This is a genomic window from Massilia sp. TS11 (assembly GCF_022012445.1).
In the GTDB taxonomy this organism is placed as follows: Bacteria; Pseudomonadota; Gammaproteobacteria; order Burkholderiales; family Burkholderiaceae_D; genus Telluria.
Genome location: NZ_JAKLTS010000004.1, coordinates 133,456 through 159,537, shown reverse-complemented (window position 1 = coordinate 159,537; position 26,082 = coordinate 133,456). Strand labels below are relative to the sequence as shown.

Genomic DNA, 26,082 nt, shown 5'->3' with positions numbered 1-26,082 from the left:
TCGCAGGGGCCGGACGCTGGTCCGAATCAGGATTGCAAAGTTGCGAGCAATCAGGCGCGTAGCAGGGCTGCTAGCGCTAGCGATAGGAATAGAGAGGCTTTCACAAACGAGAACATAAGCCCAGCTTATCCCGACCCAGCCCCCACTGTCAAGCCGGGGTCAGGTCCGGCAATCGGACACGCGGGGATACCGAACGGTGTCAGGTCCGGCAATCGGACATACGCGAACTTTTTCGCGGGCGAGATGTCACGCGGTGGAGTGGACCACGGCGGGCGAGAAAAGTTCTTAAATGTCCGATTGCCGGACCTGACCCCGTTCCGTTAGCAGCTTTCGTATTTCCAGTTGCGGCGCTTGCCTTCGGCGATCCATTCGATCGCTTGCGTCAGGCGGCGTGTGCGCGTGGCCTCGGTCTTGGCTTCGCTGATCCACTCGGCGTAGTCGCGCTGGGCGCTCGGCGGGAAGGCGGCGAATTGGGCGGCCGCGGCGGGCGTCGCGGCCAGGGCTTGCTGCAGCACGGGGGGCAGCTCGACCGGGCGCGGGCTGGCCGGGCGCGCGCGCGCTGGTACGCTCACGCCTTGCTCGTTGAGCTGCATGGCTTTCTTTAGGTAGGCCTGCAGGAGCTGCTGCGGCGGCAGATCGGCCAGGCTGGTCAGGCGGCCGAATTGGCCCATCGCTGCCTGGCCTTTATCGTCCTCGGGCGCGACCAGCAGCTTGCCCTTCCAGAAGCCGAAACTGCAATGCGCCTTGAACGCGGCCATGCTGCACAGGATGCCGTGGTACTCGAAGCAGGGCATGCTCCATTTGATGGTCTCCTCGACCTCGGGACAGCTGGCGTGCACCAGCGCGCGCAGATGCGTGAGGATCGGCTGCGCGAACGGGGCCGCCTTGGCGATGTAGGCGTCTATCCTGGGGTCGTGGCTGGGCATGCGCGTCTCCTGTTATTGCACCTCGACGGTGGCCGGGCCGGTCTGCATCTGGCCAATCACGCTGGCGTGGCCGAAGCCTTCTTTGGCAAACGTGGTCAGCACGGCGTCGACGCTGGCCGGATCGCAGGCCACCAGCAGGCCGCCTGAGGTCTGGGGATCGGTCAGCAGCGCCTGTTGCGCCGGGCTGATCTGGGCGCCCAGGCGCACCTGCGCGCCGTAGGACTGCCAGTTGCGGCCGGAGGCGCCGGTGAAATAGCCATCCTGGGCCAGCTGTTCGACCCCGGGCAGCAGCGGCACGCGGTGCATGTCGATGTGCGCGCTCAGGCCGGCGCCGCGCGCCAGCTCGAGCGTGTGGCCGAGCAGGCCGAAACCGGTCACGTCGGTCAGCGCGTGCACGCCGCTCAGTTCGGACAGGGCCTTGCCCGGCTTGTTGAGCTTGGTGGTATTGGCGATCATCGCCGCATACCCGGCCTCGCTCAGCGCGCCTTTCTTCAGCGCCGCCGAGAGCACGCCCACGCCCAGCGGTTTACCGAGGATGAGCACGTCGCCAGGGCGGGCATCGGCATTGCGCTTGACCTTGTCCGGATGCACGAGACCGAGCACGACCAGGCCGTAGATGGGCTCGACGGAATCGATGGTGTGGCCGCCGGCAATCGGGATCCCAGCCTCGGCGCAGATGCTTTCGCCGCCTTTCAGAATCTGGCCGATCACCTCGAGCGGCAGCTTATTGATCGGCATGCCGACCAGGGCCAGGGCCATGATCGGGGTGCCGCCCATGGCATACACGTCGGAAATGGCATTGGTGGCGGCGATGCGCCCGAAGTCATACGGATCGTCGACGATCGGCATGAAGAAGTCGGTCGTGGCGATCAGGGCCTGCTCGTCGTTGAGGCGGTAGACGGCGGCGTCGTCGGACGTCTCGATGCCGACCATCAGCTCCTTCGGCATGGGGAAGCCCTGGGTATGCTTCAGAATATCGGACAGCACGCCGGGCGCGATTTTGCAGCCGCAGCCGCCGCCGTGCGAGAAGGAAGTCAGTTTGATGTCGGTGCTCATGGTCACAGGAGTTGGGGCGATCCTGCGATTATAGCCGCGCGGGTGGGGCGATGGCGGGCGCCGGCAGTGCGGCCGGGCGCGCCGGCCCAGTGGGGCGCTGCTGGCGGCGCCGGGCCGCCAGCAGGCAGGGGCTTACTCGCCGAATGCGCGGCGGGTGCCGTCGGCCGAGCGGATGCTGGCGCCGCCCTTGTACGGATGGGGGCTGCGGCTGCGTTCGCCCGGCTTGGCGAAGCTGCGCTGGGCCGGCTTGTTCGGGTTGTTGCCGAACTTGCGGCCGTCGCCCGGCTTCCAGCCCGGACGCTTGTCGCTGCGCGCGGCCGGCGCGGCCTTCTTCGGCTCCAGACCCGGCACCACTTCGACCGGAATCGTCTGCTTGGTCAGGCGTTCGATACGGCGCACGTTCATCGACTCGGCGTGGTTGACCAGGGACACGGCCAGACCATTGCGGCCGGCGCGGCCGGTGCGGCCAATGCGGTGCACATAGTCTTCGGCGAACTTGGGCAGGTCGTAATTGACCACGTGGGTGATGTTCGGCACGTCAATGCCGCGGGCGGCCACGTCGGTGGCGACCAGGATCTTGACGAAGCCCTTGCGCAGGCCGTTGAGGGTGCGGTTGCGCGCGCCCTGGTGCATGTCGCCATGCAGGGCGGCGGCGGCGAAACCGGCGATGTTCAGGCGGTCGGCGATCATGTCGGCATCGCGCTTGGTGGCGGTGAAGACCACGGCCTGTTCCACGGCCACGTCGCGCAGCAGGTGGTCGAGCAGGCGGTTCTTGTGCGACAGGTCGTCGACGAAGTGGACCTTCTGGGTGATGTTCTCGTGGCGCGTACTGGCGCTGGCGATCTGGATCACCTGCGGGTCGCGCGTGATGCGGCGGGCCATATTGCCGACCACGCCGTCGAGCGTGGCCGAGAACAGCATGGTCTGGCGCGTGGCCGGGGTGGCGGCGACGATTTTCTCGATGTCCTCGATAAAGCCCATGTCGAGCATGCGGTCGGCTTCGTCGAGCACCAGCACTTCGAGCTGGGAGAAGTCGATCTTGCCCGACTCCATGTGGTCGATCAGGCGGCCCGGGGTCGCGACCAGGATTTCCGGATTACGCGACAGCAGCTGCAGCTGCTTCGGATAGGGCATGCCGCCCAGGATGGACACCGAGCGGATGCGGCGCATATGGGTGCTGTACTTGTCGGTGGCGGTGGTCACCTGCATGGCCAGTTCGCGGGTCGGGGCCAGCACCAGCATTTTCGGCTGGGCCGGGCGGAAGCGCGGACGCTCGCCGCGCGAGCGGGCCGACTGGGCTTCCTGGTTCGGGGTGCGGTAGGCGGCCGGCGCGGCTTCGGCGCTGGCGAAACGGTGCAGGGCCGGCAGCATGAAGGCCGCCGTCTTGCCCGAGCCGGTCTGGGACGAGACCAGCAGGTCGCGGCCGGCGATCGCAGCGGGCACAGCCTGGGCCTGGACCGGGGTAGGGGCACTGTAGCCGGCTTCGGCCACGGCTTTCACGATCGCGGGGTGCAGGCCAAGGGATTCAAAACTCATCAGTAGAAACTTTCAAAAAAGAGTGGCGGCCCGTACGCCAGCGGCGACGGACACGAATTCGCGTCAACAAAACGGATTGTTTTCGGCACAAGAAAAGCTTTGCGCCGGGACGGTGTCTCAGATGGACACACAGGGCGGGAGGGCTTTTGGCAGGCGCATATTGCAGCGCACAAAGGTCTATGCTACAGCAGTCGGCGCCAAAACACAAGCGCCAAAAACGGCAAGGGGATCAGCCCCTGTTTCTCCGCGCGGAAAAAACAGGGTCTGACCCCGATTTGTTTGGGCGGAAAGCTTACTCGTAGTCGGAGGCGTTCAGGCCCATCACGTGCGAGAAGCCGCCGTCGACGTAGATGATGTCGCCGGTGATGCCCGAGGACAGGTCGGACAGCAGGAAGGCGGCCGTGTTGCCGACTTCTTCGATCGTCACATTGCGGCGCAGCGGCGCGTGCGAGGAGGCGAAGCCGAGCAGCTTGGAGAAGTCCTTGATGCCGGAGGCGGCCAGGGTCTTGATCGGGCCGGCGGAAATGCCGGTCACGCGGATGCCCTTCTGGCCCAGGTTCTCGGCCAGGTAGCGCACCGAGGCTTCGAGCGAGGCCTTGGCCAGGCCCATCGTGTTGTAGTAGGGGATGGCGCGCACGGCGCCCAGGTAGGACAGGGTCAGCAGCGAGGAGCCTTCGCGCAGCATCGGCAGCGCGGCCTTGGCCAGGGCCGGGAAGCTGTAGGCCGAAATATCGTGGGCGATGCGGAAGTTCTCACGCGTCAGGCCGTCGAGGAATTCACCGGCAATCGCTTCGCGCGGGGCAAAACCGATCGCGTGCACGAGGCCGTCCAGATGCTGCCAGTGCTGGCCGAGGTCGGTGAACAACTGGCTGATCTGCTCGTCGCTGCTGACATCGCATTCAAACACCAGCTTGCTGCCGAACTCGGCGGCAAACTCGGTGATGCGGTCCTTGAAGCGCTCGCCGACATAGGTGAAAGCGAGCTCGGCGCCTTCGCGCTGGCAGGCCTTGGCAATGCCGTAGGCGATCGAACGGTTCGACAGCAGACCGGTGATGAGGATTTTTTTCCCTTGCAAGAAGGCCATGGTGACTCCTGAGGCACGCCGGTGGCGCGCCGTGCTTTTGTTGGTTAGTTAAGAACGAGATTGTAGGGTGCTTCGGCGCCGGCCCGCAAGCGCGGGCGCGGTGCCTCAGTTCGCGCGTTTGCGCTTGCCCACCGGTTTGGCCTCGGCCGTCAGCGATTTGACGGCCGTGCGCGCCACCTGGGCCTTGATGTCATCCACCGTGGCGCGGAACTTCTGCGCGCCGCTGAGTTTCTGCTCCTTGCCGGCAGCGCGTTTGGCACCGCCGATGTCGAGCGACATGACGGCGTTCTCGACGATGTCCTGGGCGCTGTCGGCGCTCAGCTGGGCGGCCGTTTTCGGCACCAGAATGGTCGAGCCGGCACGCACATTGGCGCGCGCGGGGATGTTGTTGGCCTGGCGGATCACTTCGGGCGTGGTGCCGAATTTCGAGGCCAGGGCGGTGATGGTTTCCTTGGCGTTCGTGATCTTGTGCGTGGTCCAGGTGGACAGGGCGCGGCCCCAGGAAGCCAGATTGATCTGGAACTTCTCGGCGTTTTCCTTGGGCAGCAGGATCTTGGTTTCGCCGGTGATCACGGGGCGGTTGAACTGCGGGTTCAGGGCCTTGAATTCGTCGACCGACAGTTCGGCCAGCTGGGCGGCGATGGTGACGTCGATGTCGCTGCTCTTGTCGACCGCCGTGAAATAGGGCTGGTTCTCAATGGCCGACAGCGACACGTGGTAGCGCTCCGGATTGGCGACGATATTTTTCACCGCCTGCAGCTTGGGCACGTAGTTGCGCGTCTCGGCCGGCATGTGCTCGGACAGGGACTCGAAATCGATGGGCTTGCCGGCGGCCTGGTTCTTTTGCACGGCCTTCTGGACATTGCCTTCGCCCCAGTTGTAGGCGGCCAGGGCCAGCTGCCAGTCGCCGAACATGTTGTACAGTTTTTGCAGGTAGGCGAGGGCGGCGTCGGTCGAGGTCAGCACGCCGCGCCGTTCATCCTTGAACAGGTTCTGCTGCAGGCCGAAATCCTTGCCGGTGCCGGGCACGAACTGCCACATGCCGCCCGCGTTGGCCGAGGACAGGGCATTCGGATTGAAGGCCGATTCGATCACCGGCAGCAGGGCCAGCTCGGTCGGCATGCCGCGTTTTTCCAGCTCCTGCACCACGTGGTAGAGGTAACGCGAGGCGCGCGCCGTGGTGCGCGCGATGTAGTCGGGCCGGGCCGCATACCAGTCGATGTGCTTGCGCACCAAGGCATTGTCGACATCGGGAATGGCATAACCGGAACGGATGCGGGCCCACAGGTCCGCTTCCTTGAAATCGTCGTGGGCCGCGCTGGCGGCGCTGAGGGCGCTGGGCGCCGTGGCGGTGTCGACGGCCTGGCTCAGGGCCGGCGCCAGCAGCAGGGCGGCGCAAAGCGTGAGGGCGGGTCGGAATCGCTTTTCTTGCATCGGACTTCCATTGTTGCGTCCAAGTAATAGCCGGACGGATGAAGAAGGAAGGGAGCAGTGTACGGAGCTTTCCCTTTAGGCGTCAAGAAATAAAGCCGCTTGCGGGCAATATTGCTCAAATGAATATACCATGTTGAACATGAAAAACATGAATGTTCTGGCCCTGGCTGGCAGTCTGCGCGCGCTATCTTACAACCGCCTTGCGCTGGAGGGCGCCGCCTTGCTCGCGCCGCCTGGCATGCGGGTCGAGGTCTACCCCGGCATCGGCGCGCTGCCCCTGTTTAATCCCGATCTGGACCCGGCCACGCAGGCCCCGGTCCAGCGCCTGCTGGCGGCCGTGGAGGCGGCCGATGCGCTGCTGATCGCCTCGCCCGAATACGCGCACGGTATTTCCGGCGTGATGAAGAACGCGCTCGACTGGCTTGTTGCAATGGAAACTTTTCCCGGCAAGCCCGTGCTCCTGATCAATACCTCGCCGCGCGCCAGCCATGCCCAGGCGGCCCTGCGCGAGGTGCTGCAGACCATGTCGGCGCGCCTGCTGCCCGAGTGCGACATCACGTTGCCGCTGCAGGGCAGCCGCGCCGACCTGGCCGCGCTGCTGGCCACGCCGGCCCTGCGCGCACCGCTCGAACATGGCTTGCAGGCGCTCTTGGTACAATGGCGTTCGTTTCTCGAACAAGGATTGCAGGATGAGTAAGCCCAGCGACGCACAAATCATTGATGCCACCCGCAACTGGCTGGAAAAGGCCGTGATCGGCCTGAATTTGTGCCCCTTCGCCAAGGGCGTGCACGTCAAGGGCCAGATCCGCTATGTGGTGTCGGACGCGCAGACGCCGGAGGAACTGCTGGCCACCCTCATGGACGAGCTGCAGCACCTGGCCGACAGCGACCCCGAGCAGGTCGACACGACCCTGCTGATCCACCCGCAGGTGCTGACCGACTTCCTCGACTTTAACGAATTCCTCGACGTGGCCGATGCCGCCCTCGAGGACATGGGCCTGGTCGGCGAACTGCAGGTGGCCAGCTTCCATCCGGACTTCCAGTTTGCCGACACTGAGCCGGACGAGATCGGCAATTACACCAACCGCTCGCCCTATCCGACCCTGCACCTCCTGCGCGAGGACAGCATCGCGCGCGCGGTCGAGGCCTTCCCGCAGGCGGAAGCGATCTTCGAGAAGAATATCGAGACCCTGGAAGCCCTGGGCCATGCCGGCTGGGACAAGCTCGATGTCGGACCCGTGCGCTGAGGACGCGGCCGAGCTGCCGCTGCGCCCCGACACGCCCTGTGTCGCCGTCTGTTCCACCACCTTCGATGAAATCTGCCGTGGCTGCGGGCGCACCTATATTGAAGTGGCGCATTGGGTGTCGATGAGCGCACATGAGAAGGAAAAAGTCTGGGTGCGCATTCTGGCCCAGGGCTACCCGCGCCGCAATGGCTGAGCCTGGTGCGTATCGGGAAGGGTACACTTGCCGCACGGTCCGTGACTTTCGATAGCGTTGTCGTGCATAATTCCTCTCAGTTAATATTTCTTTCCATAATTCGAAAAGCCACGGATGGCGAGTTCCTCCCTTCATAGTCTGCGCATGCGCCTGCGCCGCCTGTATGGCCTGTCGATCTACGGCGCGCTGCTACTGGTGGTATTTGGCGGCCTGGTGATTCCGGCCGGGATTGGCTCGTATCTGCTGATCGGCGTGCACGAGCAGCGCTCGGCCGCGACGGCGCTCAACGAGTCCTTGCAGCGCAATGCCGATATCCTGGCCCTGGGGATGCAGGAATCGCTGTGGAATATGAATGCCGAGTCGGCCCATTCGCTGGTCGAGTCGGTCATGCGCGACCCCTCGGTGCTGCAGATTCAGGTGATCGGCCAGTCCGACACCCAGTTCATGAATGTGCATTCGCCGAATCGGCCGATCGGCAATGTCTACAAGGCCGAGCGCGACATCCTCGTGCGCGGCGAGCGCATCGGCCGGATTCTGGTCGAGATGGACGACGCGCGCAGCCAGTCGGAACTGCGGCGCAAGCAGCTCAACTATGTGTTCGTGCTGGTGGCGCAGATCTCGATCTCGCTGCTGCTGATCGTGCTGTTCCTGAACAAGCGCCTGATCTCGCCGCTGCGCAAGCTCATGGGCTTTTCCGACCGCCTCTCGCACGGCGACTTCGAAACCAAACTCGACCTGGCCGGTAACGACGAGCTGGGCCGCCTCGGCCTGCAGATGGAGCAGATGCGGGTCGCCATCAAACACCTGTTCGAGGACATCGGCCAGCGCGAGGAGCGCTTCCGCACGATCGTGGAGCAAGTGCCGGGTGCGGTGTTCCGCTTCCGCCCGGATGGTCCCATTGAATTCGTCTCGGACGCCATCGAGGAAATTTCGGGCTATCCGGCGGCCAGCTTCATGCGCTCCTCGATCCAGTCCTGGGAAGCCATCATCTGCGACGAAGACCGGCGCCGCCACCGCCGCACGGTGCTGCAGGCGATCGTCTCGGGCCGTCCGTACGACATCGAATACCGGATCAAGGACGCCGCCGGCGTCGAGCGCTGGGTCAATGAGAACGGCCAGCCGCAGGGTGGCGGGGCCGGCGTCGCGCCCTGGGTCGACGGCATCATCTCCGACATCTCCGAGCGCAAGCACAATGAGATGCGCATCGCGGCCCTGCTGGCCGAACAAAGCGCGATTCTCGATAACGTGATGTTCGGCGTGATGTTCGTGCGCGACCGCATGGTCATCTCCTGCAACCGCCGCGCCGAGGAATTGTTCGGCTATGGTCCGGGTGAGATGACGGGCGCCTCGACCGCGATCGTGTTCCCCTCGGCCCAGGAGTTCGAACAGGCCGGCGCGCGCCAGTACCCCGAGCTGTCGCAGGGGCGCGACTTCAGCGAGGAGCGCCAGTACCGGCGCCGCGACGGCAGCCTGTTCTGGTGTCTGGTGTCGGGCTGCGCGCTCGATCCGCAGCACCCGCACGCGGGCTCGATCTGGGTGTATGCCGACGTCACCGAACGCAAACAGGCCGAGGAAAAACTGCGCCTGGCCGCCACCGTGCTCGAGCACATCGCGGATGGCGTGATGGTGATCGACACGCGCGGCAGCATCGTCACCGTCAACCCGGCCTTCACCCAGATCACCGGCTACACCGAGCACGAGGCGGTTGGCCAGGACAATACACTGACGCGCTCGGGCCGCCACGACGACGCCTTCTACAAGGCGATGTGGGAAGAACTGGTGGCCAGCGGCTTCTGGCGCGGCGAGATCTGGAATCTGCGCAAGAGCGGCGAGCTGTATCTGGAATACCTGACCCTGTCGGCCGTGCGCGACAACGCCGGCACCGTCACCCACTATGTCGGCGTGTTCAGCGACATCACCAAGGTCAAGGAATCGCAGGAAAAGCTCGACCACCTGGCCCACCACGATCCGCTCACGGCCCTGCCGAACCGCCTGCTGTTCCACGACCGTCTGCACCACGCGCTGCATCGCGCTGCGCGCGACAGCGAGCAGCTGGCCGTGCTGTTCATCGACCTCGATCGCTTCAAGAACGTCAACGACACGCTCGGCCACCACATCGGCGACGAGCTGCTGAAAAAAGTGGCCGCGGCCCTGTCCTCGCGCCTGCGCGAGGGCGACACCCTGGCCCGCCTGGGCGGCGACGAGTTCATCGTCCTGCTCGAAAAGATCGACGGCCAGTACGGCGCCGGCCTGGTGGCCGAAAAGCTGATGGCCATGTTCGAGGCGCCCTTCATCGTCAACGACTACGAGCTGTTCGTCACGGCCTCGGTCGGCATCAGCCTGTACCCGGCCGACGCCAGCGATCTGAATATGCTGATCCGGAATGCCGACGTGGCCATGTACCAGGCCAAGGCGCGCGGGCGCAATGGCTACCAGTTCTATGCGCCGTCGATGACGGGCGAGGGCGTCGAGCGCCTGCGTCTGGAGGCGATGCTGCGCCGTTCGATCGACAAGGGCGAGATCTTCCTGCACTACCAGCCGCAGATCGAAATCGATACCGGCAAGCTGATCGGGGTGGAAGCCCTGGTGCGCTGGAATAATCCGGAGCTGGGCATCGTGCCGCCCAACCGCTTCATCCCGCTGGCCGAGGATACCGGCTACATCAACCAGATCGGCCGCTGGGTGCTGACCGAAGCCTGCCGCCAGATGGTGGCCTGGCAGACGGCCGGCCTGTATGTGCCGAAGATGGCGGTCAACCTCTCGGTCAAGCAGTTCGAGCGCGGCAGCATCGCCGGCATGGTGGCCGACACCCTGCGCGAAACCGGGCTCGAAGCGCACCGCCTGCAGCTCGAAGTGACCGAATCGGTGATCATGAATACCGGCGACGCGCTGGTCTTCATCAACGACCTGCATTCGATCGGCGTCGGTCTGGCGATCGACGATTTCGGCACCGGCTATTCCTCGCTCGCCTACCTGAAGCAGCTGCCGGTGCAGACCCTGAAGATCGACCGCTCCTTCATCAAGGACATCTCGACCGACGTCAACGACGAAGCCATCGCGATTGCGATTATCCAGCTCGGCAAGAGCCTGAACCTGTCCGTCATCGCCGAAGGGGTGGAGACGGCCGACCAGGCCGGCTTCCTGCTGCGCCACGGCTGCAACCGCGCCCAGGGCTTCCTGTATTCCAAACCCGTGGGGCCGGACCAGGTGCTGGCCCAGTGGAAGTAAGGAGAACGCATGTCTTCGCCCTCCCGTAGCCGGCGCCGCTTTGTGCTCGGCGGCCTGGGTCTGACTGGCGCCCTGGTGCTCGGCTGGGGCATGCTGCCCGAACGCCAGCGCCTGCAGCCGGGACGCGATCTGCCCATGCGCGACGGCGCCGTCGCCCTCAATGGCTGGATCACGATCGAAGCCGATGGCCATATCGGCCTGGTCATGCCACGCACCGAGATGGGGCAGGGCATCCACACCACGCTGGCCATGCTGGTGGCGGAGGAGCTCGACGTCGCGCCCGACAAGGTGACGCTGCTGCCGCTGGTGATGGACAAGATCTACGCGAACGTGGCCGCCATGCGCGACAACGTGCCCCTGCATCCGGACGACGAGGGCGACATCGCCAATGGCGTGCGCTGGGTGATGGGCAAGGTGGGGCGCGAGCTGGGTGTGATTCTGACCGGCGGTTCGTCTAGCGTGAAGGATGCCTGGACGCCGCTGCGCCATGCGGCCGCGCTGGCGCGCGCGCTGCTGGTGGACGCTGCCGCGCGCCGCTGGCAGGTCGATCCGGCCAGCTGCCGCACCGAAGGCGGCCAGGTGCTGCACGCGCAGGGCCAGAGCGCCAGCTATGGCAGTCTGGCCAAGGAGGCGCTGGCGCTGGCCGCCAGTATCGATCCGGCCCGCGTGCAGCCGAAGGCGCCGGCCCAGTTCCGTCTGATCGGCCAGCCGACCGCGCGTCTGGATGCCGCCGCCAAGGTGCGCGGCGCCGCGCGCTACACGGGCGATGTGGTGCTGACCGGCCAGTTGTACGCGGTGCCGCGCATGGCGCCAGTGTTCGGGGCCCGCCTGCGCCAGTTCGATGACAAGGCCGCGCGCGCCATGCACGGCGTGGTCGGCGTGTTCGATGTGTCGTCCGCGATGCACGAACAATACCCGGTCAGCGCGGTGCTGGTGGCCGTGGCCGACCGCCATTGGACGGCGCGCCGCGCCGCCGAGTCGATCGAGGTGCAGTGGGACGAGGGCAAGCATGCCGAGCTCAATTCGGCCGCCATCCTGCGCGACCTGGGCGCGCGCCTGAGCGATAACCGCGGCAGCGGCTACCATTCGGTCGGCGATATCGACAAGGCCAATCCGGAGCGCGTGATCGACGCCGAATACCACGCCCCCTTCCTGGCCCACGCGACCATGGAGCCGCCCAGCTGCAAGGCTCTGGTCAAGGATGGCCAGGTGTGGCTGTGGAGCGGCACCCAGGCGCCCAGTTTCGCGGTGCGCGCGGCGGCGCGCGTGGCTGGCGTCAGCGAGGACAAGGTCCATCTCGAACTGCAGTACGCGGGCGGCGGCTTCGGGCGCCGTCTGGACGTCGACGAAATCGCGATGGCGGTGGCGACCGCGATGCAGTGTCCGGGCCGGCCGGTGCAGCTGACCTGGTCGCGCGAGGACGATCTGGCGCACGACGTCTACCGCCCGGCCACGCTGGCGCGCCTGCGCGCGGGGCTGGACAAGAGCGGCCTGCCGATCACCTGGGACTGCCGCGCCGCCGGCGCCGCCATCGCCCACCACTACAATCCGCGCAACCTCGGCCTGCCCGGCGTGGGGCCGGACCGTGCGGCGGCCGAGGGTCTGTACGACATGCAGTACGAGATCGCGCATCAGGTGATCAGCCATCTGGCCGTCGACAGCGCCGTGCCGATCGGTTACTGGCGCGGGGTCGGTCACTCGCACAATGCCTTCTTCAAAGAGAGCTTCCTCGACGAGCTGGCCCATGCCGGCGGCCAGGACCCGGTCGAGCTGCGCCGCCGTCTGCTGGCCAAGCACCCGCGCCATCTGGCCGTGCTGGACGCGGCCGTGCAGCGCGCCGGTGTGCCGCCCGAGGGGCGCGCGCATGGCGTGGCCCTGCACCAGTCCTTCGGCAGCATCGTGGCCGAAGTGGCCGAGGTCTCGATCGAGCAGGGCGCGATCCGCGTGCACCGCGTGGTGTGCGCCGTCGATTGCGGGATGGTCATCAATCCGGCCGGGGCCACCCAGCAGGTCGAATCGGCCGTGGTGTTTGGCCTGACGGCCGCATTGAAGGGCGAAGTCACGATCGCCAAGGGGCGCGTCGAACAGACCAATTTCCACGACTATCCGCTGCTGCGCATGAACGAAGTGCCGGAAGTGGAGGTGGTGTTCATGCCGAGCACGCGCGCGCCCGAAGGTCTGGGCGAGCCGCCGCTGGCGCCGGTGGCGCCGGCCGTGGCCAATGCCGTCTTCAAGCTGACCGGCAAACGCCTGCGCAGCCTGCCGCTGAAACTCTGAGTTTTATACGCGCGCGGCGCGGATCAAGTCGCCCAGGCGGGCCTGTTCCTGCCAGGCGCGCTGCTCGGGCGTGCCGGCGGCGATGCGCGCCAGTTCGGCGGCGCTCAGGGCCGTGTGCGAGCGGATCAGGCGTTCGGCCACCTGCGGGTCGGGCAGTACGGTGCCGAGGAAGCTGACGGTGGCGCCCTGCTGTAGCAGCAGGGTGGGGAAGTTCTCGATATCGAGATCGCCCACGACGTCGGCCTGGTCCTCGATATCGATCCACACGAAAGTCAGGTCCGGATGCTTGTCGGCCAGGGCGTCGAAACTGGCGCGGTAGGACGTGCAGGTGCCGCACCAGCCGGCGCACAGGCAGGCGACAGTCCAGGGTGTGGCGGCCATGGCGGCCAGGATGGCCGGGTGGTTATCGTGTTCCAGAATCAGGGCAGGCATGATGCGCGGTATTGTACCTCGGTCCGCCTGCCGGGCGTGCGCGGGGCAGGGTACAATGCCGCCATGCTGACCATTCTTGCCATTGAAACTTCGTCCGAACTGGCCTCCTGCGCGCTGCTGCACGGCGAGCGCGTGCTGGTGCGCGAATCGGCCGGGGTGCGTACCCACAGCCAGGCGGTGCTGCCGCTGGTGCAGGAGCTGCTGGCCGAAGCCGGCATCGGCCTGCATGCCGTGGCGGCCATCGCGTTCGGGGCCGGTCCCGGCTCCTTCACCGGCGTGCGTACCGCCTGCGGCGTGACCCAGGGCCTGGCCTATGGCGCCGGCCTGCCGGTGCTGCCGATGATGACCCTGGAAGCGATGGCCGAAGCCTGCCGCGCGCGCAGCGGCGCGACCGAGGTGCTGACCGTGCTCGATGCGCGCATGGGCGAGGTGTACTGGGCCCAGTACCGCTGGGACGGCGCCTGGCAGACCGTGTGTGCGCCGGCCCTGGCCGCACCGGCGGCCGTGGCCCCGCAGCCGGTGGCCGGCCTGGCCGCCTGCGGCAATGGCCTGAGTGCCTATCCCGAAGCCTTCGCCGGCCAGCCGTTTGCGGCGGGCGCGCTGACCGACATCCTGCCGCATGCGCGCGAGCTGGCCGTGCTGGCCGCGCCGCGCCTGGCCGCCGGCCAGGCCGTGGCAGCCATGGACGCGCAGCCGCTCTACCTGCGCAACAAAGTCGCCTACACGGCCGCCGAACGCGCGGCCATCAATGCCGCCGCATGATGCTCCACCCCGACCAGCTGCAGCTGGCCCCGATGACCGAGGCCGACATCGACGCCGTGCTGGCGGTCGAGCAGGCCGTCTATCCGTTTCCCTGGACGCGCGGGCACTTCGCCGATTCGCTGGCCAGCGGCTACGACGGCTGGACCCTGAGCACGCCTGCGGGTGAACTGGTCGGCTATTTTCTGCTGATGCACGCGGTCGATGAAACCCACCTGCTGAACGTGGCCGTGGCCGCGCCTTTCCAGGGCCAGGGTCTGGGCCGCCATCTGCTGGACGTGATCGCGGCGCGCGCGCGCGGCCACATGATGGAGTCGGTGCTGCTCGAAGTGCGGCCCTCGAACACGCGCGCGCTCCAGGTCTACCAGCAGTACGGCTATCAGGAGATCGGCCGGCGCAAGCAGTACTATCCGGCCGGGCCGGGCCAGCGCGAAGACGCCATCATCATGAGGTACACGCTATGAGCGACCCACGCGCCGCTGCCTTTTTGCGCGAGATGGGCATCGAGACCCTGTGGCTGCTGCGCAGCCCTGCGGCCGCGCCCGCTCTGCCGCCCGAGCTTGTGCCGGTTGCCGAGACGCCCGCGCCGGCCGCGCCGGATCCGGTCGACGACATGGACTGGCCGGCCCTGCGCGCGGCCATCGCCGGCTGCCAGCGCTGCGGCTTGTGCAAAAGCGGGCGGCCGCTGGCCGGCGAGGGCGCCGAGCGCGCGCGCTGGCTGGTGGTGGCCGGTCCCGTCAACAGCGAGATGGAAAGCGCGGCCAGCGTGCTGGCGGGCGACGCCGGCCAGCTGCTGGTGAATATGCTGCATGCGGCCGGACATGGCCTCGAGCGCGACACCTATGTGACACCGCTGGTCAAATGCCGCCCGAGCAGCGGCAAGGGCGCCGACCGCGCGCCCACGCCCGAAGAAATCGCGGCCTGCCGTCCCTACCTGCTGCGCGAGCTGGCCCTGAGCGGGGCCGACACCGTGCTGACCCTGGGCCAGGCCGCCGCCAATGGCGTGCTCGAACGCCCGCTCGATACGCCGCTGGCCAGTGCGCGCGGCCAGACCCACCGCGTCGGCGCCGCCCAACTGGTGGCCACGCTGCGCCCGCAGGACCTGCTGCGCCAGCCGGCCGACAAGGCCGAAGCCTGGGCCGATCTGTGCCGCGCCCGTGGCCGCGATGGCAGCGCCTGAAACCAGCCAGCAGACTTACTTTGCGCGCTGGGGCGCGCTCCAGCATCCGCACGTGCGCGCGCTGGCCTGGCTGCTCGATGCCCCCGATCTGCTCGATCCGCTTTACCCCGCCTGGCAGGGCCGCGTCGCGCCGCTGGCCCCCTTGGACGATGGCGCTGCGGCCTGGCTGCAGGCGCTCGACCAAAACCCCGCCGCACTCGACGCCTTCCTCGGCGCGCGCCAGTTCACCCGCATTGGCCTGTATGCCGAGCAGCTGCTGGCCTTTTATCTGGGCCAGCGCGGCCGTCTGGTCGCGCATGGGCTGCAGGTGCGCGATGCGCGCCAGATCACACTGGGCGAATTCGATTTTCTGCTGGAGGACGGCGCCGGGCTCGAACACTGGGAACTGGCCACCAAGTTCTACCTGTTGAGCGAGACCGGGCCCGGTGCGGGGCTCGACGGCCTGCTCGGGCCGAATCTGGCCGACACCCTGGGCGCCAAGCTGCGCAAAATCTTTAGCCACCAGCTGCATCTGGGCGAACAGGCGGCCGCGCTGGGCGTGCTGGCACGGCCGATGACACGCGCGCGCGCCGTGCTCAAGGGCTGGTTGTTCTATCCGGGGGCTGTCGTGACGCCGCCCGGCATCGCGGCCGATCACTGCCGTGGCTTCTGGTGCGCGCTAGCCGAATGTGCCGCCTTGCCAGACACGGCCTACCAGATCCTGCCGCGCCTGTCCTGGCTGGCGCCGTGGCAGGGCAGCAGCGCGCCGCTCAGCCGCAGCGCATTGCAGGCCGCGCTGGCCGAACGCTTTGCCAGCCACGGCATGCCGGCCCTGATCGCCGAAGTGGCTGAACACGGCGGGCAGTGGCGCGAACAGCGGCGCGGCTTCATCGTGCCGGACGACTGGCGGGCGCGGGCGGCCGGGCGGGCTGCCCCATCGGTAGGCGGGGGCGGGTAGAATACGGACTTTGTTTCGCTCAGCTTTTTGATCATGCCCAGGCCAATCCGCGCGACCATCCATCTCGATGCCATGCAACACAATCTGGAGCGCGCGCGCGCCTGCGTGCCGGGGGCCAAAGCCTGGGCCGTGGTCAAGGCCAATGCCTATGGCCATGGGCTGGAACGGGCCACGCGCGCCTTCGCCAGCGCCGACGGCCTGGCCCTGATCGAGCCCGACTACGCCGTGCACCTGCGCGCGCTCGGCTGGACCAAGCCGATCCTGCTGCTCGAAGGTGTGTTCGATCCGGCCGATGCGCGCCTGCTGGCCAGCCACGGTCTGAACAGCGCCGTGCATTGCGACGAACAGCTGCGCCTGCTGGAGTTGGCCCAGCTCGACCGGCCGGTCGACGTCCACCTGAAACTGAACACCGGGATGAACCGGCTCGGCTTCAGCCCGGCCCGGTTTGCCGCCGCGTATGCACGCCTGCGCGCCATTCCGGCCGTGCGCAAAATTACCCTGATGACCCACTTTGCAAATGCCGATGTGCCCGCGCATCCGCGCCTCGCCATCGGCGAGCAGATCCGCCGCTTCCGCGCCGCTGCCGAGGGCCTGGACGGCGACTGGAGCCTGTCCAATTCGGCCGCCGTGCTGCAGCAGGCCGCCGTCGGCGCCAGCCTGCGCAGCGACTGGATTCGTCCCGGCATCATGCTGTACGGCGGCTCGCCCGGCCACGAAAGCGCGGCCAGCCATGGCCTGCTGCCGGCCATGAGCCTGGAGTCGGAACTGATCGCCGTGCAGCAGGTCGAAGCAGGGGAGTACATTGGCTATGGCAGCCGCTTCCAGGTCGAGCGCCCGATGCGCGTCGGCGTGGTGGCCTGCGGCTATGCGGACGGCTACCCGCGCCACGCCGGTACCGACACGCCGATCCTCGTCGACGGCGTGCGCACGCGCACCGTCGGGCGGGTGTCGATGGACATGCTGGCCGTCGACCTGGGTCCGGTGCCGCAAGCCCAGGTGGGCAGCCGCGTCACGCTGTGGGGCAAGGGTCTGCCGATCGACGAAGTCGCCCATGCGGCCGGCACCATCGGCTATGAGCTGATGTGCGCGCTGGCCGCGCGGGTGCGTGTGGAGGAAGCACCGCATGGCTAAGGCCAGGACCCAGTACAGCTGTACCGAATGCGGCCATGTGGCCAGCCGCTGGACCGGCCAGTGCGGCGGCTGCCAGCAATGGAATACCCTGGTCGAGACCGTGGTCGAGGCGCCCAGCGCCAACCGCTATTCGCAGACGCCGCATCAGGCCCTGGCGCAGACGGCGCCGGTGCTGTCGCTGGCCGAGATCGAAGCGGTCGATGTGCCGCGCTTCGGCACCGGCATCGATGAATTCGACCGCGTGCTCGGCGGCGGTCTGGTGGCCGGCGGCGTGGTGCTGATCGGCGGCGACCCCGGCATCGGCAAATCGACGCTGCTGCTGCAGGCCCTGGCCAATCTCTCGCGCATCAAGCGCGTGCTGTATGTGAGCGGCGAGGAGTCCGGCGCCCAGGTGGCGCTGCGCGCGCGCCGCCTGGCCGTCGACGCGCCCGAGCTCAAGCTGCAGGCCGAAATCCAGCTCGAAAAAATCCTCGGCACGGTGGCCGAGCTGAAACCCGAAGTGGTGGTGGTCGATTCTATTCAGACCGTGTACTCGGACGCGCTGACTTCGGCGCCCGGTTCGGTTGCCCAGGTGCGCGAATGCGCGGCCCAGCTGACCCGCATGGGCAAGCAGAATGGCGTGACCGTCATCCTGGTCGGCCACGTGACGAAGGAGGGCGCGCTGGCCGGGCCGCGCGTGCTCGAGCACATCGTCGACACGGTGCTGTATTTCGAAGGCGACACCCAGTCGAGCTTCCGCCTGGTGCGCGCCTTCAAGAACCGCTTCGGCGCCGTCAATGAGCTGGGCGTGTTCGCGATGACCGACAAGGGCCTCAAGGGTGTGTCCAATCCCTCGGCCCTGTTCCTGTCCCAGCATGGCAATCAGGTGGCCGGTTCCTGCGTGATGGTGACGCAGGAGGGCACGCGCCCGCTGCTGGTCGAGGTCCAGGCCCTGGTCGACAACAGCCCCTTGCCGAATGCGCGCCGGCTGTCGGTCGGCCTCGAGCAGAACCGCCTGGCCATGCTGCTGGCCGTCGCGCACCGGCATGCCGGCATCGCCTGTTTCGATCAGGATGTCTTTATCAATGCCGTCGGCGGCGTCAAGATCACCGAGCCGGCGGCCGACCTGGCCGTGCTGCTGGCCATCCATTCCTCGATGCGCAATAAGCCGCTGCCGCGCGGCCTGGTGGTGTTCGGCGAAGTCGGTCTGGCTGGTGAAATCCGTCCGGCCCCGCGCGGGCAGGAGCGCCTGCGCGAGGCGGCCAAACTCGGCTTTTCGCTGGCCATGATCCCCAAGGCCAATGCGCCCAAGCAGGCCATCGAAGGCATGCGCGTGGTGCCGGTGGAGCGGATCGAACAGGCCTTTGCGGCCTTGCGTGAAATCAACGACTGAAGCCCGCGTTGCGGGTAGGGTGACAAAGCGATATAATTGCCACCGAGGAACTATGTTGTTGAAGTTTTAAATATGCAAGCTGAGCAAAGACTGTCCGACCGCCGTGTGCTGAAAACCCGCTGTGTATTTGCGCCCAATGGAGCGCAGGCCGGCGCGCCGGGGCGCACCTGCGATATCAATGCGGCCGGGATTTCGATCCTGCTCGGCGGCCCCTTGAAACCGGGTCTCGAAGGCCGGCTCAGCTTCGAGATGTTCCACGACGGCAAAAGCAACATCATCCACGCCAACTGCAAAGTCATCCACTGTATTCTCAGTGGCAGCGAATTCCGCATCGGCCTGAATTTCCAGCAACTGGACCTGGCCACCTCCGCGCTGATCAGCAAGTACCTGCGCTAAGCACGACAATTTGAGACAGTTTCCGGCGCCGGAGACTGCTACACTGCGTCCCTTTTTTTTACAGCGAAAGGGGCCAGCATGCACGCATTCGAAGGAAAAACCGCACTCGTCACCGGGGCCAGCCGTGGCATTGGCCGCGGCGTGGCGCTGGTGTTGGCCCAGGCCGGCGTCAAGGTGTTTGCCACCGGCCGCAGCGCGCCTGCCGCCCTGGGCGGCCTGCATCCGAACCTGCACCCGATGGCCTGCGACCACCGCGATGACGCCGCCGTGCGCGCCGTGCTGGCCGACTGCGGCCCGCTCGATCTGCTGGTCAACAACGTCTGGGGCGGTTCCGAGGCCATGATGGACAATGGGGAATTCACCTGGGGCCTGCCGTTCTGGCAGCAAAAGCCAAATCGTTGGGACGCCATGTTCGACGTCGGTCCGCGCGCCCATTTCGTGGCCAGTGGCCTGGCCGCGGGGCCGATGGTCGCGCGCGGCAGCGGTCTGATCGTCAATCTGTCCTACTGGGCTGCCCAGAAATACAAGGGCGATGTGGCGTATGGCGTGGCCAAGGCGGCGACCGATAAGCTCAGCGCCGACATGGCCTGCGAGCTGGGTCCGCATGGCGTGACCTCGCTGACGCTCTACCCGGGCCTGGTGCGCACCGAGCAGGTGCTGGCCCTGGCCGCCCACGTTGACCTGTCGAATTCGGAGTCGCCCGAGTTCATCGGCCGCGCCGTGCTGGCCCTGCTGGGCGACCCCGGCGTGGCGCGCCACAATGGCCGCGTGCTGGTGGCGGCGGCGCTGGCGCGTGAATACGGCTTTACCGACCTGGACGGCAAACTGCCCACGCCCTTGAACCTGGAAACGGCCTGATTGACGGGGAAAGCCGCGTCTGTTCGTGCGTTCGTGAACAAAAAACAGGCGCATAATAGGCAATATGGCCAGTACGATTAACACTGCGAGCGCCCTGTTGGGCAACCTGGGGACCGGTGGCTTGTCCGGCACCGATCCCTATGCGCGCGTCAACAAGGCGCTGCTGGCGCAGAACGCCAGCCTGCAAAAGCTCAGCGCCAATATCGGCAGCGACCAGGCCAAGCTCTCGGCCCTGGGCAAGCTCAGCTCGTCTCTGTTCGATTTCCAGCAGGTCGCCCAGTCGCTCAGCGGCGGCGGCCTGACCACGGGCGCCAGCAGCTCGAACACCAATGTGCTCAGCGCGCTGACCAATGCCAATGCCAAGGCCGGCACCGCCAATATCGAGGTCAAACAGCTGGCCAGCGCCCAGGTGCAGACCAGCAAAGCCCTGGCCTCGGCCGACACCGCCATTGGGCTCGGCACTCTGAATGTCAGCGTCAATGGCAAGACCACCAGTCTGCGCATCGACGAAAGCAATAACACCCTCAATGGCATCGCCAAGGCCCTGCAGGCCATCGGCGTGGACGCGGCCGTCAGCAAGTCCGGCAAGGGCTATGCGCTCGAGGTCACGGCCAAGCCTGGCCTGTCGAATACGGTGGCGCTTGGCGCCGCGGGCGACACGGCCTTCGGCGCCATCCTCAATTTCAGCCAGACCAAGGCCGCGCAAAATGCCCAGCTGACCGTCGACGGCAAGGCCGTGCAGAGCGACAGCAATGTGGTCACCGGCGTGATTCCGGGCGTGGCCCTGGCGCTCAAGGCCACCGGCAAGTCGACCGTCACCGTGGCCCAGGACGACAAGCAAATCGGCAGCAACATCGCCAATTTCGTCGAGGCCTTCAACAGCCTGAACAGCAAGCTGCGCGGCTTTGCCAGCGCCGACCTGAAAACCGATCCGGCGCTGCAGCAGGTCAGCACGCGCCTGCAGCAGCTGGCCGGCTCGCCCGGTCTGGCGCGTATCGGCCTGACGGTCGGGGCCAATGGCAATCTCAGCGTCGATAACACCAAGTTGCAGGCCGCCCTCACGGCCGATCCGGCTGGCGTCGGCCGCCTGTTTGTCGACAATGGCAATGGCGTGGCCGACCGCTTCAGCGACGCAATCGGCCAGTTCCTCGGCAGCAGCGGGGTGGTGGCGCGCGAGCAGGCCAGCGTCAGCCGCGAGATCACCAGTCTCAGCAACAAGAAAGACCAGCTGAACAAGGCCCTCAGCGTGCAGTCGCAGCTGCTTGCCCAGCAATACGGCAGCGGCGCCAACCCAACTGGCACCAGTTCCCTGTTCGATTTTCTCGCCTGATAGAGCCAGTTCCCTCAGGAAAAAATGGGGTCAGACCCCATTTTTCTGCGCGGATAAATGGGGTCTGACCCCGATTTGTTTGTGGGGAAAGGGCGCCGACGCGCCCCTTGCACTACTCGTGGTAGTGATCGTGCAGGCTTTCGCCACTGCCCACCGCTTCCTGGATCAGCTCGTACAGGACCAGGCCCACCATGCTGCCCAGCATGGCAATCATCAGCATCACAAACATGTCAGCCTCCCTCAGCGTTGACACTTTTTCATTCTAGGGCGGCGCAAGCTGAATACAAGGCCTTATTTGAGGACGAGGTCGGGCGCCATCACGGCGCGCAAATGCAGACCCTCGGGATCCTGTGGCTCGCGCTGGGATATCCACCAGGCATTTGCTTTTTTGATATTCCAGTACTGCGGCTGGCCCGACAGCAGCAGCGCGGCCACCATCCCCAGGGTCGGCTGGTGGCCGACGATCAGGACCGGTTCCTTGCCCTGGGGCCAATTGGCCACGCGCAGGATCTCGAAGGGCGAGGCGCCCGGCGCCAGCTCCGGCACCACCTTGTAGCGGCGCTGCAGGGCCTCGGCCGTCTGGATCGTGCGGGTGGCCGGGCTGACCAGGATTTTGCAGCTCTCGGGCAGCTGGGCCGTCAGCCATTCGGCCATGCGGCGCGCCTGCTTCTGGCCCTTGGCGGTGAGGGCGCGTGCCATGTCGGGTTCGCCGTCTTCGGCTTCAGCGTGTCGCCACAGAATCAGGTCCATCGCGGTTTCCTTTCCGGGAGCGGGCTCGATGTCATTGTAATCATGGCGACGGTACTGGCGAAATATTTCATGTTTGTGACAGGGCAGGGCGGCCAAGTGTGACAGGAATGCCGCACATTCCTGTTTTTCAGAGGGAAAAACAAATATTTCAGAGCGCGTCGCGAATGTCATAAAGCGGTCATATTGGACTTTTAGACTGCGCAGCATTCCACCCACCCTTTATCAAAAGGACTAAGAATGAAGCGTGTTTTGATTTCCCTGATCGCCGGCGCCGTGGCCATGTCCTCGGCTCTGGCCGCCGATATCACCGGCGCTGGCGCCACCTTCCCCTACCCGATTTATTCGAAGTGGGCTGAAACCTACAAAAAGACCTCGAACGTCGGTCTGAACTACCAGTCCGTCGGTTCCGGCGCTGGCATCAAGCAGATCAAGGCCAAGACGGTCGACTTCGGCGCCTCCGACATGCCGCTCAAAGGCGAGGAACTGGACGCGGAAGGCCTGATGCAGTTCCCGGCCATCATGGGCGGCGTGGTCGCCGTGGTGAACCTGGACGGCGTGACCCCGGGCCAGCTGAAGCTGACCGGCCCGGTCCTGGCTGACATCTACCTGGGCAAGATCACCAAGTGGAACGACAAGGCCATCGCCGACCTGAACGCTGGCGTCAAGCTGCCGGCCGAGGACATCACCGTCGTGCACCGCGCTGACGGCTCGGGCACCTCCTTCCTGTTCACCGACTACCTGTCGAAAGTCTCGGGTGACTTCAAGACCAAGATCGGCGCCGGTACGGCCGTGAAATGGGTGGTCGGCGTGGGCGGCAAGGGCAACGAAGGCGTCGCCGCCAACGTCCAGCGCATCAAGGGCTCGATCGGCTACGTCGAGTGGGCCTATGCCAAGAAAAACAAGATGCAGCACACCCAGCTGAAGAACAAGGACGGCGTGTTCCTGCAACCGGACGACGACAACTTCAAGGCCGCCGCTGCTGGCGCCGAATGGAGCAAAGTGCCGGGCATGGGCGTGGTGCTGACCGACCAGGCTGGCAAAGCCGCCTGGCCGATCACCGGCGCCTCCTTCATCCTGATGCACAAGTCGCAAGCCGACGGCGCCAAGGGCAAGGAAGTCCTGAAATTCTTTGACTGGGCCTACAAGAACGGTGGCGCCGCCGCTGCTGAACTCGACTACGTGCCGCTGCCGGCCGCCGTCGTCAAGCAGATCGAAGACGCCTGGAAGGCCAATCTGAAAGACGCTTCCGGCAAGGCCATCTGGTAAGTTGCAGCACCGCGCGGGTCCGTTGAGCTCCACGGCGGCCCGCGCGTTAAAAAACACCACATAATATGAGCACCAACCCGACTGTATCCCTGTCCGACAGCGCCAGCCTGCAAGAGGCGGCCGCCAGCGCGCGCATGCACCGTGTCATGCGCGCGCAGCGCATTCAGGACTTCATCTTCCATAAACTGACCATGGGCTTCGCGACCGTGGTCATGCTCGCTTTGTGCGGCATCATCGTGTCCCTGGTCATGGGCGCGCTGCCGGCCTTCCGCGAGTTCGGTCCCGGCTTCATCACGACGGTCGAATGGGACCCCGTCAACGACCAGTACGGCGCGATGATCGCCATCGTCGGCACCCTCAGCACCTCGGCCATCGCCCTGCTGATCGCGTTTCCGGTCAGCTTCGGCATCGCCCTGTTCCTGACCGAGATCTGCCCGGTCTGGCTGCGCCGCCCGCTCGGCACCGCCGTGGAACTGCTGGCCGGCGTGCCCTCGATCATCTACGGCATGTGGGGCCTGTTCGTGTTCGCCCCCCTGTTCGGCGACCACGTCCAGCCCTTCCTCAAGCAGACCCTCGGTCAGATTCCTTACATCGGCCAGCTGTTCCAGGGCCCGACCATGGGCATCGGCATCCTCACCGCCGGCCTGATCCTGGCCGTGATGATCATTCCCTTCATCGCCTCGGTCATGCGCGACGTGTTTGAAATCGTCCCGGCCGTGCTCAAGGAATCGGCCTATGGCCTCGGCTGCACGCGCTGGGAAGTGGTGCGCAAGATCGTACTGCCTTACACCAAGGCGGGCGTGGTCGGCGGCGTCATGCTCGGCCTCGGCCGCGCGCTCGGCGAAACCATGGCCGTCACCTTTGTGATCGGTAACGCCAACAAGCTGTCGCTGTCGCTGTTCGGCGCCGGTAACTCGATCTCCTCGACCCTGGCCAATGAATTCGCCGAGGCCGAGTCCAAGCTGCATGTGTCCTCGCTGTTCGCGCTGGCCCTGATCCTGTTCGCGATCACCCTGATCGTGCTCTCGGCCGCCAAGCTGATGCTGCTGAATATGTCGCGCAAGGAGGGCAGCAAATGAACAAGGTCTACCGCGCGCGCCTGCGCACCCACCGCATCGGCATCGCCCTGTCGGTGCTGGCCATGAGCTTCGGCCTGCTGGCCCTGCTGTGGATTCTGGCCACGCTGGCCGTCAAGGGCTTCTCGGCCATCAGCGTGGCGATGTTCACCGAAACCACGCCTTCGCCTGGCAGCGATGCCGGCGGCCTGTGGAACGCCATCTTCGGCAGCCTGATGATGGTCGGCCTGTCGACCCTGATCTCGACGCCGATCGGCATCCTGGCCGGCATCTACCTGGCCGAATACGGCAGCGAGAACCGCTTCGCCAAGTTCACCCGCTTCGTCACCGACATCATGCTGTCGGCGCCGTCGATCGTGATCGGCCTGTTCGTCTACGCGCTGTACGTGGCCAACGTCAAGCACTTCTCCGGTTACGCCGGCTCGATCGCACTGGCCCTGCTGGCCATTCCGGTCGTGGTGCGCACCACCGACAATATGCTGCATCTGGTGCCGAACAGCCTGCTGGAAGCGGCCTTCGCCCTCGGCGCCCCGCGCTGGAAGGTGGCCCTGCTGGTGCGCCTGCGCGCCGTCAAGGCGGGCGTGATCACCGGCGTGCTGCTGGCGGTCGCGCGCATCTCGGGCGAGACGGCGCCGCTGCTGTTCACGGCCCTGAACAACCAGTTCTTCAGCGCCGACATGAATGCCCCGATGGCCAATCTGCCTGTCGTGATCTACCAGTTCGCGATGAGCCCCTACGATAACTGGCGCGCCCTGGCATGGGGCGGCGCCTTGCTGGTGACCTTCAGCGTGCTTGGATTGAACATCCTCTCGCGCACCGTCTTCAGCCAGAAAAATGCCCATTGAGACCCAAGCCATGACGCATAAAATCATCGATATCCAGGGCCTGAACTTCTTCTACGGGAAGACCCAGAGCCTGCACAACATCCATCTGCCGATCTACGAGAAGAAGGTCACGGCCTTCATCGGCCCCTCGGGCTGCGGCAAGTCGACCCTGCTGCGCACGCTGAACCGCATGTACGACCTCTACCCGGGCCAGCGCGCCGAGGGCCAGATCCTCTACCGCGGCGGGAATATCCTCGAAGCCGGCCTCGACGTGAACATGCTGCGTGCCAAGGTCGGCATGGTGTTCCAGAAGCCGACGCCTTTCCCCATGTCGATCTACGACAACATCTCCTTCGGCGTGCGCCTCTACGAAGACCTGTCCAAGGGCGAGATGGACGAGCGCGTCGAGTGGGCGCTGAAGAAGGCCGCGCTGTGGACCGAAGTCAAGGACAAGCTCGGCAAGAGCGGCCTGTCGCTGTCGGGCGGCCAGCAGCAGCGCCTGTGCATCGCGCGCGGCGTGGCGGTCAAACCGGACGTGCTGCTGCTCGACGAGCCGACCTCGGCGCTGGACCCGATCTCGACCGCCAAGATCGAAGAACTGATCTCGGAACTGAAGACCGATTACACGATCGCCATCGTGACCCACAATATGCAGCAGGCTGCGCGCTGCTCCGATTACACCGCCTATATGTACCTGGGGGAGCTGGTCGAGTTCGGTGAAACCGACCAGATCTTCATGAACCCCGCGCGCAAGGAAACCCAGGACTACATTACCGGCCGCTTCGGCTGA

25 protein-coding genes are annotated in these 26,082 nt (G+C 66.1%); 18 read left to right on the top strand and 7 right to left on the bottom strand.

What is annotated here, in order from left to right; translation table 11 throughout:
* Positions 1-320: 320 nt before the first annotated feature.
* From LZ005_RS07915 to LZ005_RS07895, 5 genes are all read right to left on the bottom strand, one after another.
* Complete coding sequence (locus tag LZ005_RS07915) at positions 321-926, bottom strand: YdeI/OmpD-associated family protein (protein ID WP_237806427.1); 606 nt, start codon at positions 924-926, stop codon at positions 321-323.
* Positions 927-938: 12 nt separating this feature from the next.
* Positions 939-1,982, bottom strand: coding sequence for a selenide, water dikinase SelD (gene selD / locus LZ005_RS07910; RefSeq protein ID WP_237806425.1), 1,044 nt, complete (start codon positions 1,980-1,982; stop codon positions 939-941).
* Between the two features lie 132 nt (positions 1,983-2,114).
* Positions 2,115-3,518: a DEAD/DEAH box helicase gene (locus LZ005_RS07905; RefSeq protein WP_237806423.1), complete on the bottom strand. Its 1,404-nt coding sequence runs from the start codon at positions 3,516-3,518 to the stop codon at positions 2,115-2,117.
* 292 nt (positions 3,519-3,810) lie between these two features.
* Complete coding sequence (fabI, locus tag LZ005_RS07900; protein ID WP_237806421.1) at positions 3,811-4,602, bottom strand: enoyl-ACP reductase FabI; 792 nt, start codon at positions 4,600-4,602, stop codon at positions 3,811-3,813.
* A gap of 105 nt (positions 4,603-4,707) precedes the next feature.
* Positions 4,708-6,036, bottom strand: a complete 1,329-nt coding sequence (locus LZ005_RS07895; protein ID WP_237806419.1) for a transglycosylase SLT domain-containing protein — start codon at positions 6,034-6,036, stop codon at positions 4,708-4,710.
* A gap of 148 nt (positions 6,037-6,184) precedes the next feature.
* Here LZ005_RS07895 and LZ005_RS07890 point away from each other — a divergent pair, with 148 nt between their 5' ends.
* From LZ005_RS07890 to LZ005_RS07870, 5 genes are all read left to right on the top strand, one after another.
* The gene (locus LZ005_RS07890) at positions 6,185-6,733 is read left to right on the top strand and encodes an NADPH-dependent FMN reductase (RefSeq protein ID WP_237806417.1); all 549 of its coding nucleotides are present in this window, start codon (positions 6,185-6,187) and stop codon (positions 6,731-6,733) included.
* A complete protein-coding gene (locus LZ005_RS07885; RefSeq protein ID WP_237806416.1) occupies positions 6,726-7,283 on the top strand; it encodes a DUF1415 domain-containing protein in 558 nt (185 codons plus the stop codon). Before LZ005_RS07890 ends, LZ005_RS07885 begins: the two co-directional genes overlap by 8 nt.
* Positions 7,264-7,476: a DUF1289 domain-containing protein gene (locus LZ005_RS07880; protein ID WP_237806414.1), complete on the top strand. Its 213-nt coding sequence runs from the start codon at positions 7,264-7,266 to the stop codon at positions 7,474-7,476. The genes LZ005_RS07885 and LZ005_RS07880 overlap by 20 nt, the downstream gene beginning before the upstream one ends.
* 114 nt (positions 7,477-7,590) lie before the next feature.
* Positions 7,591-10,704 carry an EAL domain-containing protein gene (locus LZ005_RS07875; RefSeq protein ID WP_237806412.1) on the top strand — a complete coding sequence of 1,038 codons (3,114 nt, stop codon included), beginning with the start codon at positions 7,591-7,593 and terminating at the stop codon, positions 10,702-10,704.
* Between the two features lie 9 nt (positions 10,705-10,713).
* Entirely contained in the window at positions 10,714-12,981 is a 2,268-nt protein-coding gene (locus LZ005_RS07870; RefSeq protein WP_237806410.1) for a xanthine dehydrogenase family protein molybdopterin-binding subunit, read from the top strand.
* 3 nt (positions 12,982-12,984) lie between these two features.
* Here the strand turns inward: LZ005_RS07870 and LZ005_RS07865 are convergent, their stop codons facing one another.
* Positions 12,985-13,413 (bottom strand): thioredoxin family protein, encoded by a 429-nt coding sequence (locus LZ005_RS07865; RefSeq protein WP_237806408.1) that lies wholly within the window; start codon positions 13,411-13,413, stop codon positions 12,985-12,987.
* A gap of 63 nt (positions 13,414-13,476) precedes the next feature.
* On the opposite strand from LZ005_RS07865, the gene tsaB reads away from it, so the two are divergent.
* The 9 genes from tsaB (at position 13,477) to fliD (ending at position 21,376) form a co-directional block, all read left to right on the top strand.
* On the top strand, positions 13,477-14,175 hold the full coding sequence (gene tsaB / locus LZ005_RS07860) for a tRNA (adenosine(37)-N6)-threonylcarbamoyltransferase complex dimerization subunit type 1 TsaB (RefSeq protein ID WP_237806406.1): 699 nt from the start codon (positions 13,477-13,479) through the stop codon (positions 14,173-14,175).
* Positions 14,172-14,636, top strand: a complete 465-nt coding sequence (gene rimI / locus LZ005_RS07855; protein WP_237806405.1) for a ribosomal protein S18-alanine N-acetyltransferase — start codon at positions 14,172-14,174, stop codon at positions 14,634-14,636. The genes tsaB and rimI overlap by 4 nt, the downstream gene beginning before the upstream one ends.
* Positions 14,633-15,352, top strand: a complete 720-nt coding sequence (locus LZ005_RS07850) for a uracil-DNA glycosylase (protein ID WP_237806403.1) — start codon at positions 14,633-14,635, stop codon at positions 15,350-15,352. Before rimI ends, LZ005_RS07850 begins: the two co-directional genes overlap by 4 nt.
* Positions 15,339-16,289, top strand: a complete 951-nt coding sequence (locus tag LZ005_RS07845; protein WP_237806401.1) for a DUF1853 family protein — start codon at positions 15,339-15,341, stop codon at positions 16,287-16,289. The genes LZ005_RS07850 and LZ005_RS07845 overlap by 14 nt, the downstream gene beginning before the upstream one ends.
* Positions 16,290-16,322: 33 nt before the next feature.
* On the top strand, positions 16,323-17,420 hold the full coding sequence (gene alr / locus LZ005_RS07840) for an alanine racemase (protein ID WP_237806399.1): 1,098 nt from the start codon (positions 16,323-16,325) through the stop codon (positions 17,418-17,420).
* On the top strand, positions 17,413-18,792 hold the full coding sequence (gene radA / locus LZ005_RS07835; RefSeq protein ID WP_237806397.1) for a DNA repair protein RadA: 1,380 nt from the start codon (positions 17,413-17,415) through the stop codon (positions 18,790-18,792). Before alr ends, radA begins: the two co-directional genes overlap by 8 nt.
* 72 nt (positions 18,793-18,864) lie before the next feature.
* Complete coding sequence (locus LZ005_RS07830; protein ID WP_237806394.1) at positions 18,865-19,188, top strand: PilZ domain-containing protein; 324 nt, start codon at positions 18,865-18,867, stop codon at positions 19,186-19,188.
* Positions 19,189-19,266: 78 nt separating this feature from the next.
* Positions 19,267-20,046 carry an SDR family NAD(P)-dependent oxidoreductase gene (locus tag LZ005_RS07825; RefSeq protein ID WP_237806392.1) on the top strand — a complete coding sequence of 260 codons (780 nt, stop codon included), beginning with the start codon at positions 19,267-19,269 and terminating at the stop codon, positions 20,044-20,046.
* Positions 20,047-20,110: 64 nt separating this feature from the next.
* Positions 20,111-21,376: a flagellar filament capping protein FliD gene (gene fliD / locus LZ005_RS07820; protein WP_237806391.1), complete on the top strand. Its 1,266-nt coding sequence runs from the start codon at positions 20,111-20,113 to the stop codon at positions 21,374-21,376.
* Between the two features lie 291 nt (positions 21,377-21,667).
* On the opposite strand, the gene sixA is transcribed toward fliD, so the two are convergent.
* On the bottom strand, positions 21,668-22,126 hold the full coding sequence (gene sixA / locus LZ005_RS07815) for a phosphohistidine phosphatase SixA (protein WP_237806389.1): 459 nt from the start codon (positions 22,124-22,126) through the stop codon (positions 21,668-21,670).
* A gap of 237 nt (positions 22,127-22,363) precedes the next feature.
* On the opposite strand from sixA, the gene pstS reads away from it, so the two are divergent.
* The 4 genes from pstS (at position 22,364) to pstB (ending at position 26,082) form a co-directional block, all read left to right on the top strand.
* Positions 22,364-23,392: a phosphate ABC transporter substrate-binding protein PstS gene (gene pstS / locus LZ005_RS07810; protein ID WP_237806387.1), complete on the top strand. Its 1,029-nt coding sequence runs from the start codon at positions 22,364-22,366 to the stop codon at positions 23,390-23,392.
* A gap of 134 nt (positions 23,393-23,526) precedes the next feature.
* On the top strand, positions 23,527-24,471 hold the full coding sequence (gene pstC / locus LZ005_RS07805) for a phosphate ABC transporter permease subunit PstC (RefSeq protein WP_237806808.1): 945 nt from the start codon (positions 23,527-23,529) through the stop codon (positions 24,469-24,471).
* Positions 24,468-25,313 carry a phosphate ABC transporter permease PstA gene (gene pstA / locus LZ005_RS07800; RefSeq protein ID WP_237806385.1) on the top strand — a complete coding sequence of 282 codons (846 nt, stop codon included), beginning with the start codon at positions 24,468-24,470 and terminating at the stop codon, positions 25,311-25,313. Before pstC ends, pstA begins: the two co-directional genes overlap by 4 nt.
* 10 nt (positions 25,314-25,323) lie before the next feature.
* A complete protein-coding gene (gene pstB, locus LZ005_RS07795; RefSeq protein ID WP_237806383.1) occupies positions 25,324-26,082 on the top strand; it encodes a phosphate ABC transporter ATP-binding protein PstB in 759 nt (252 codons plus the stop codon).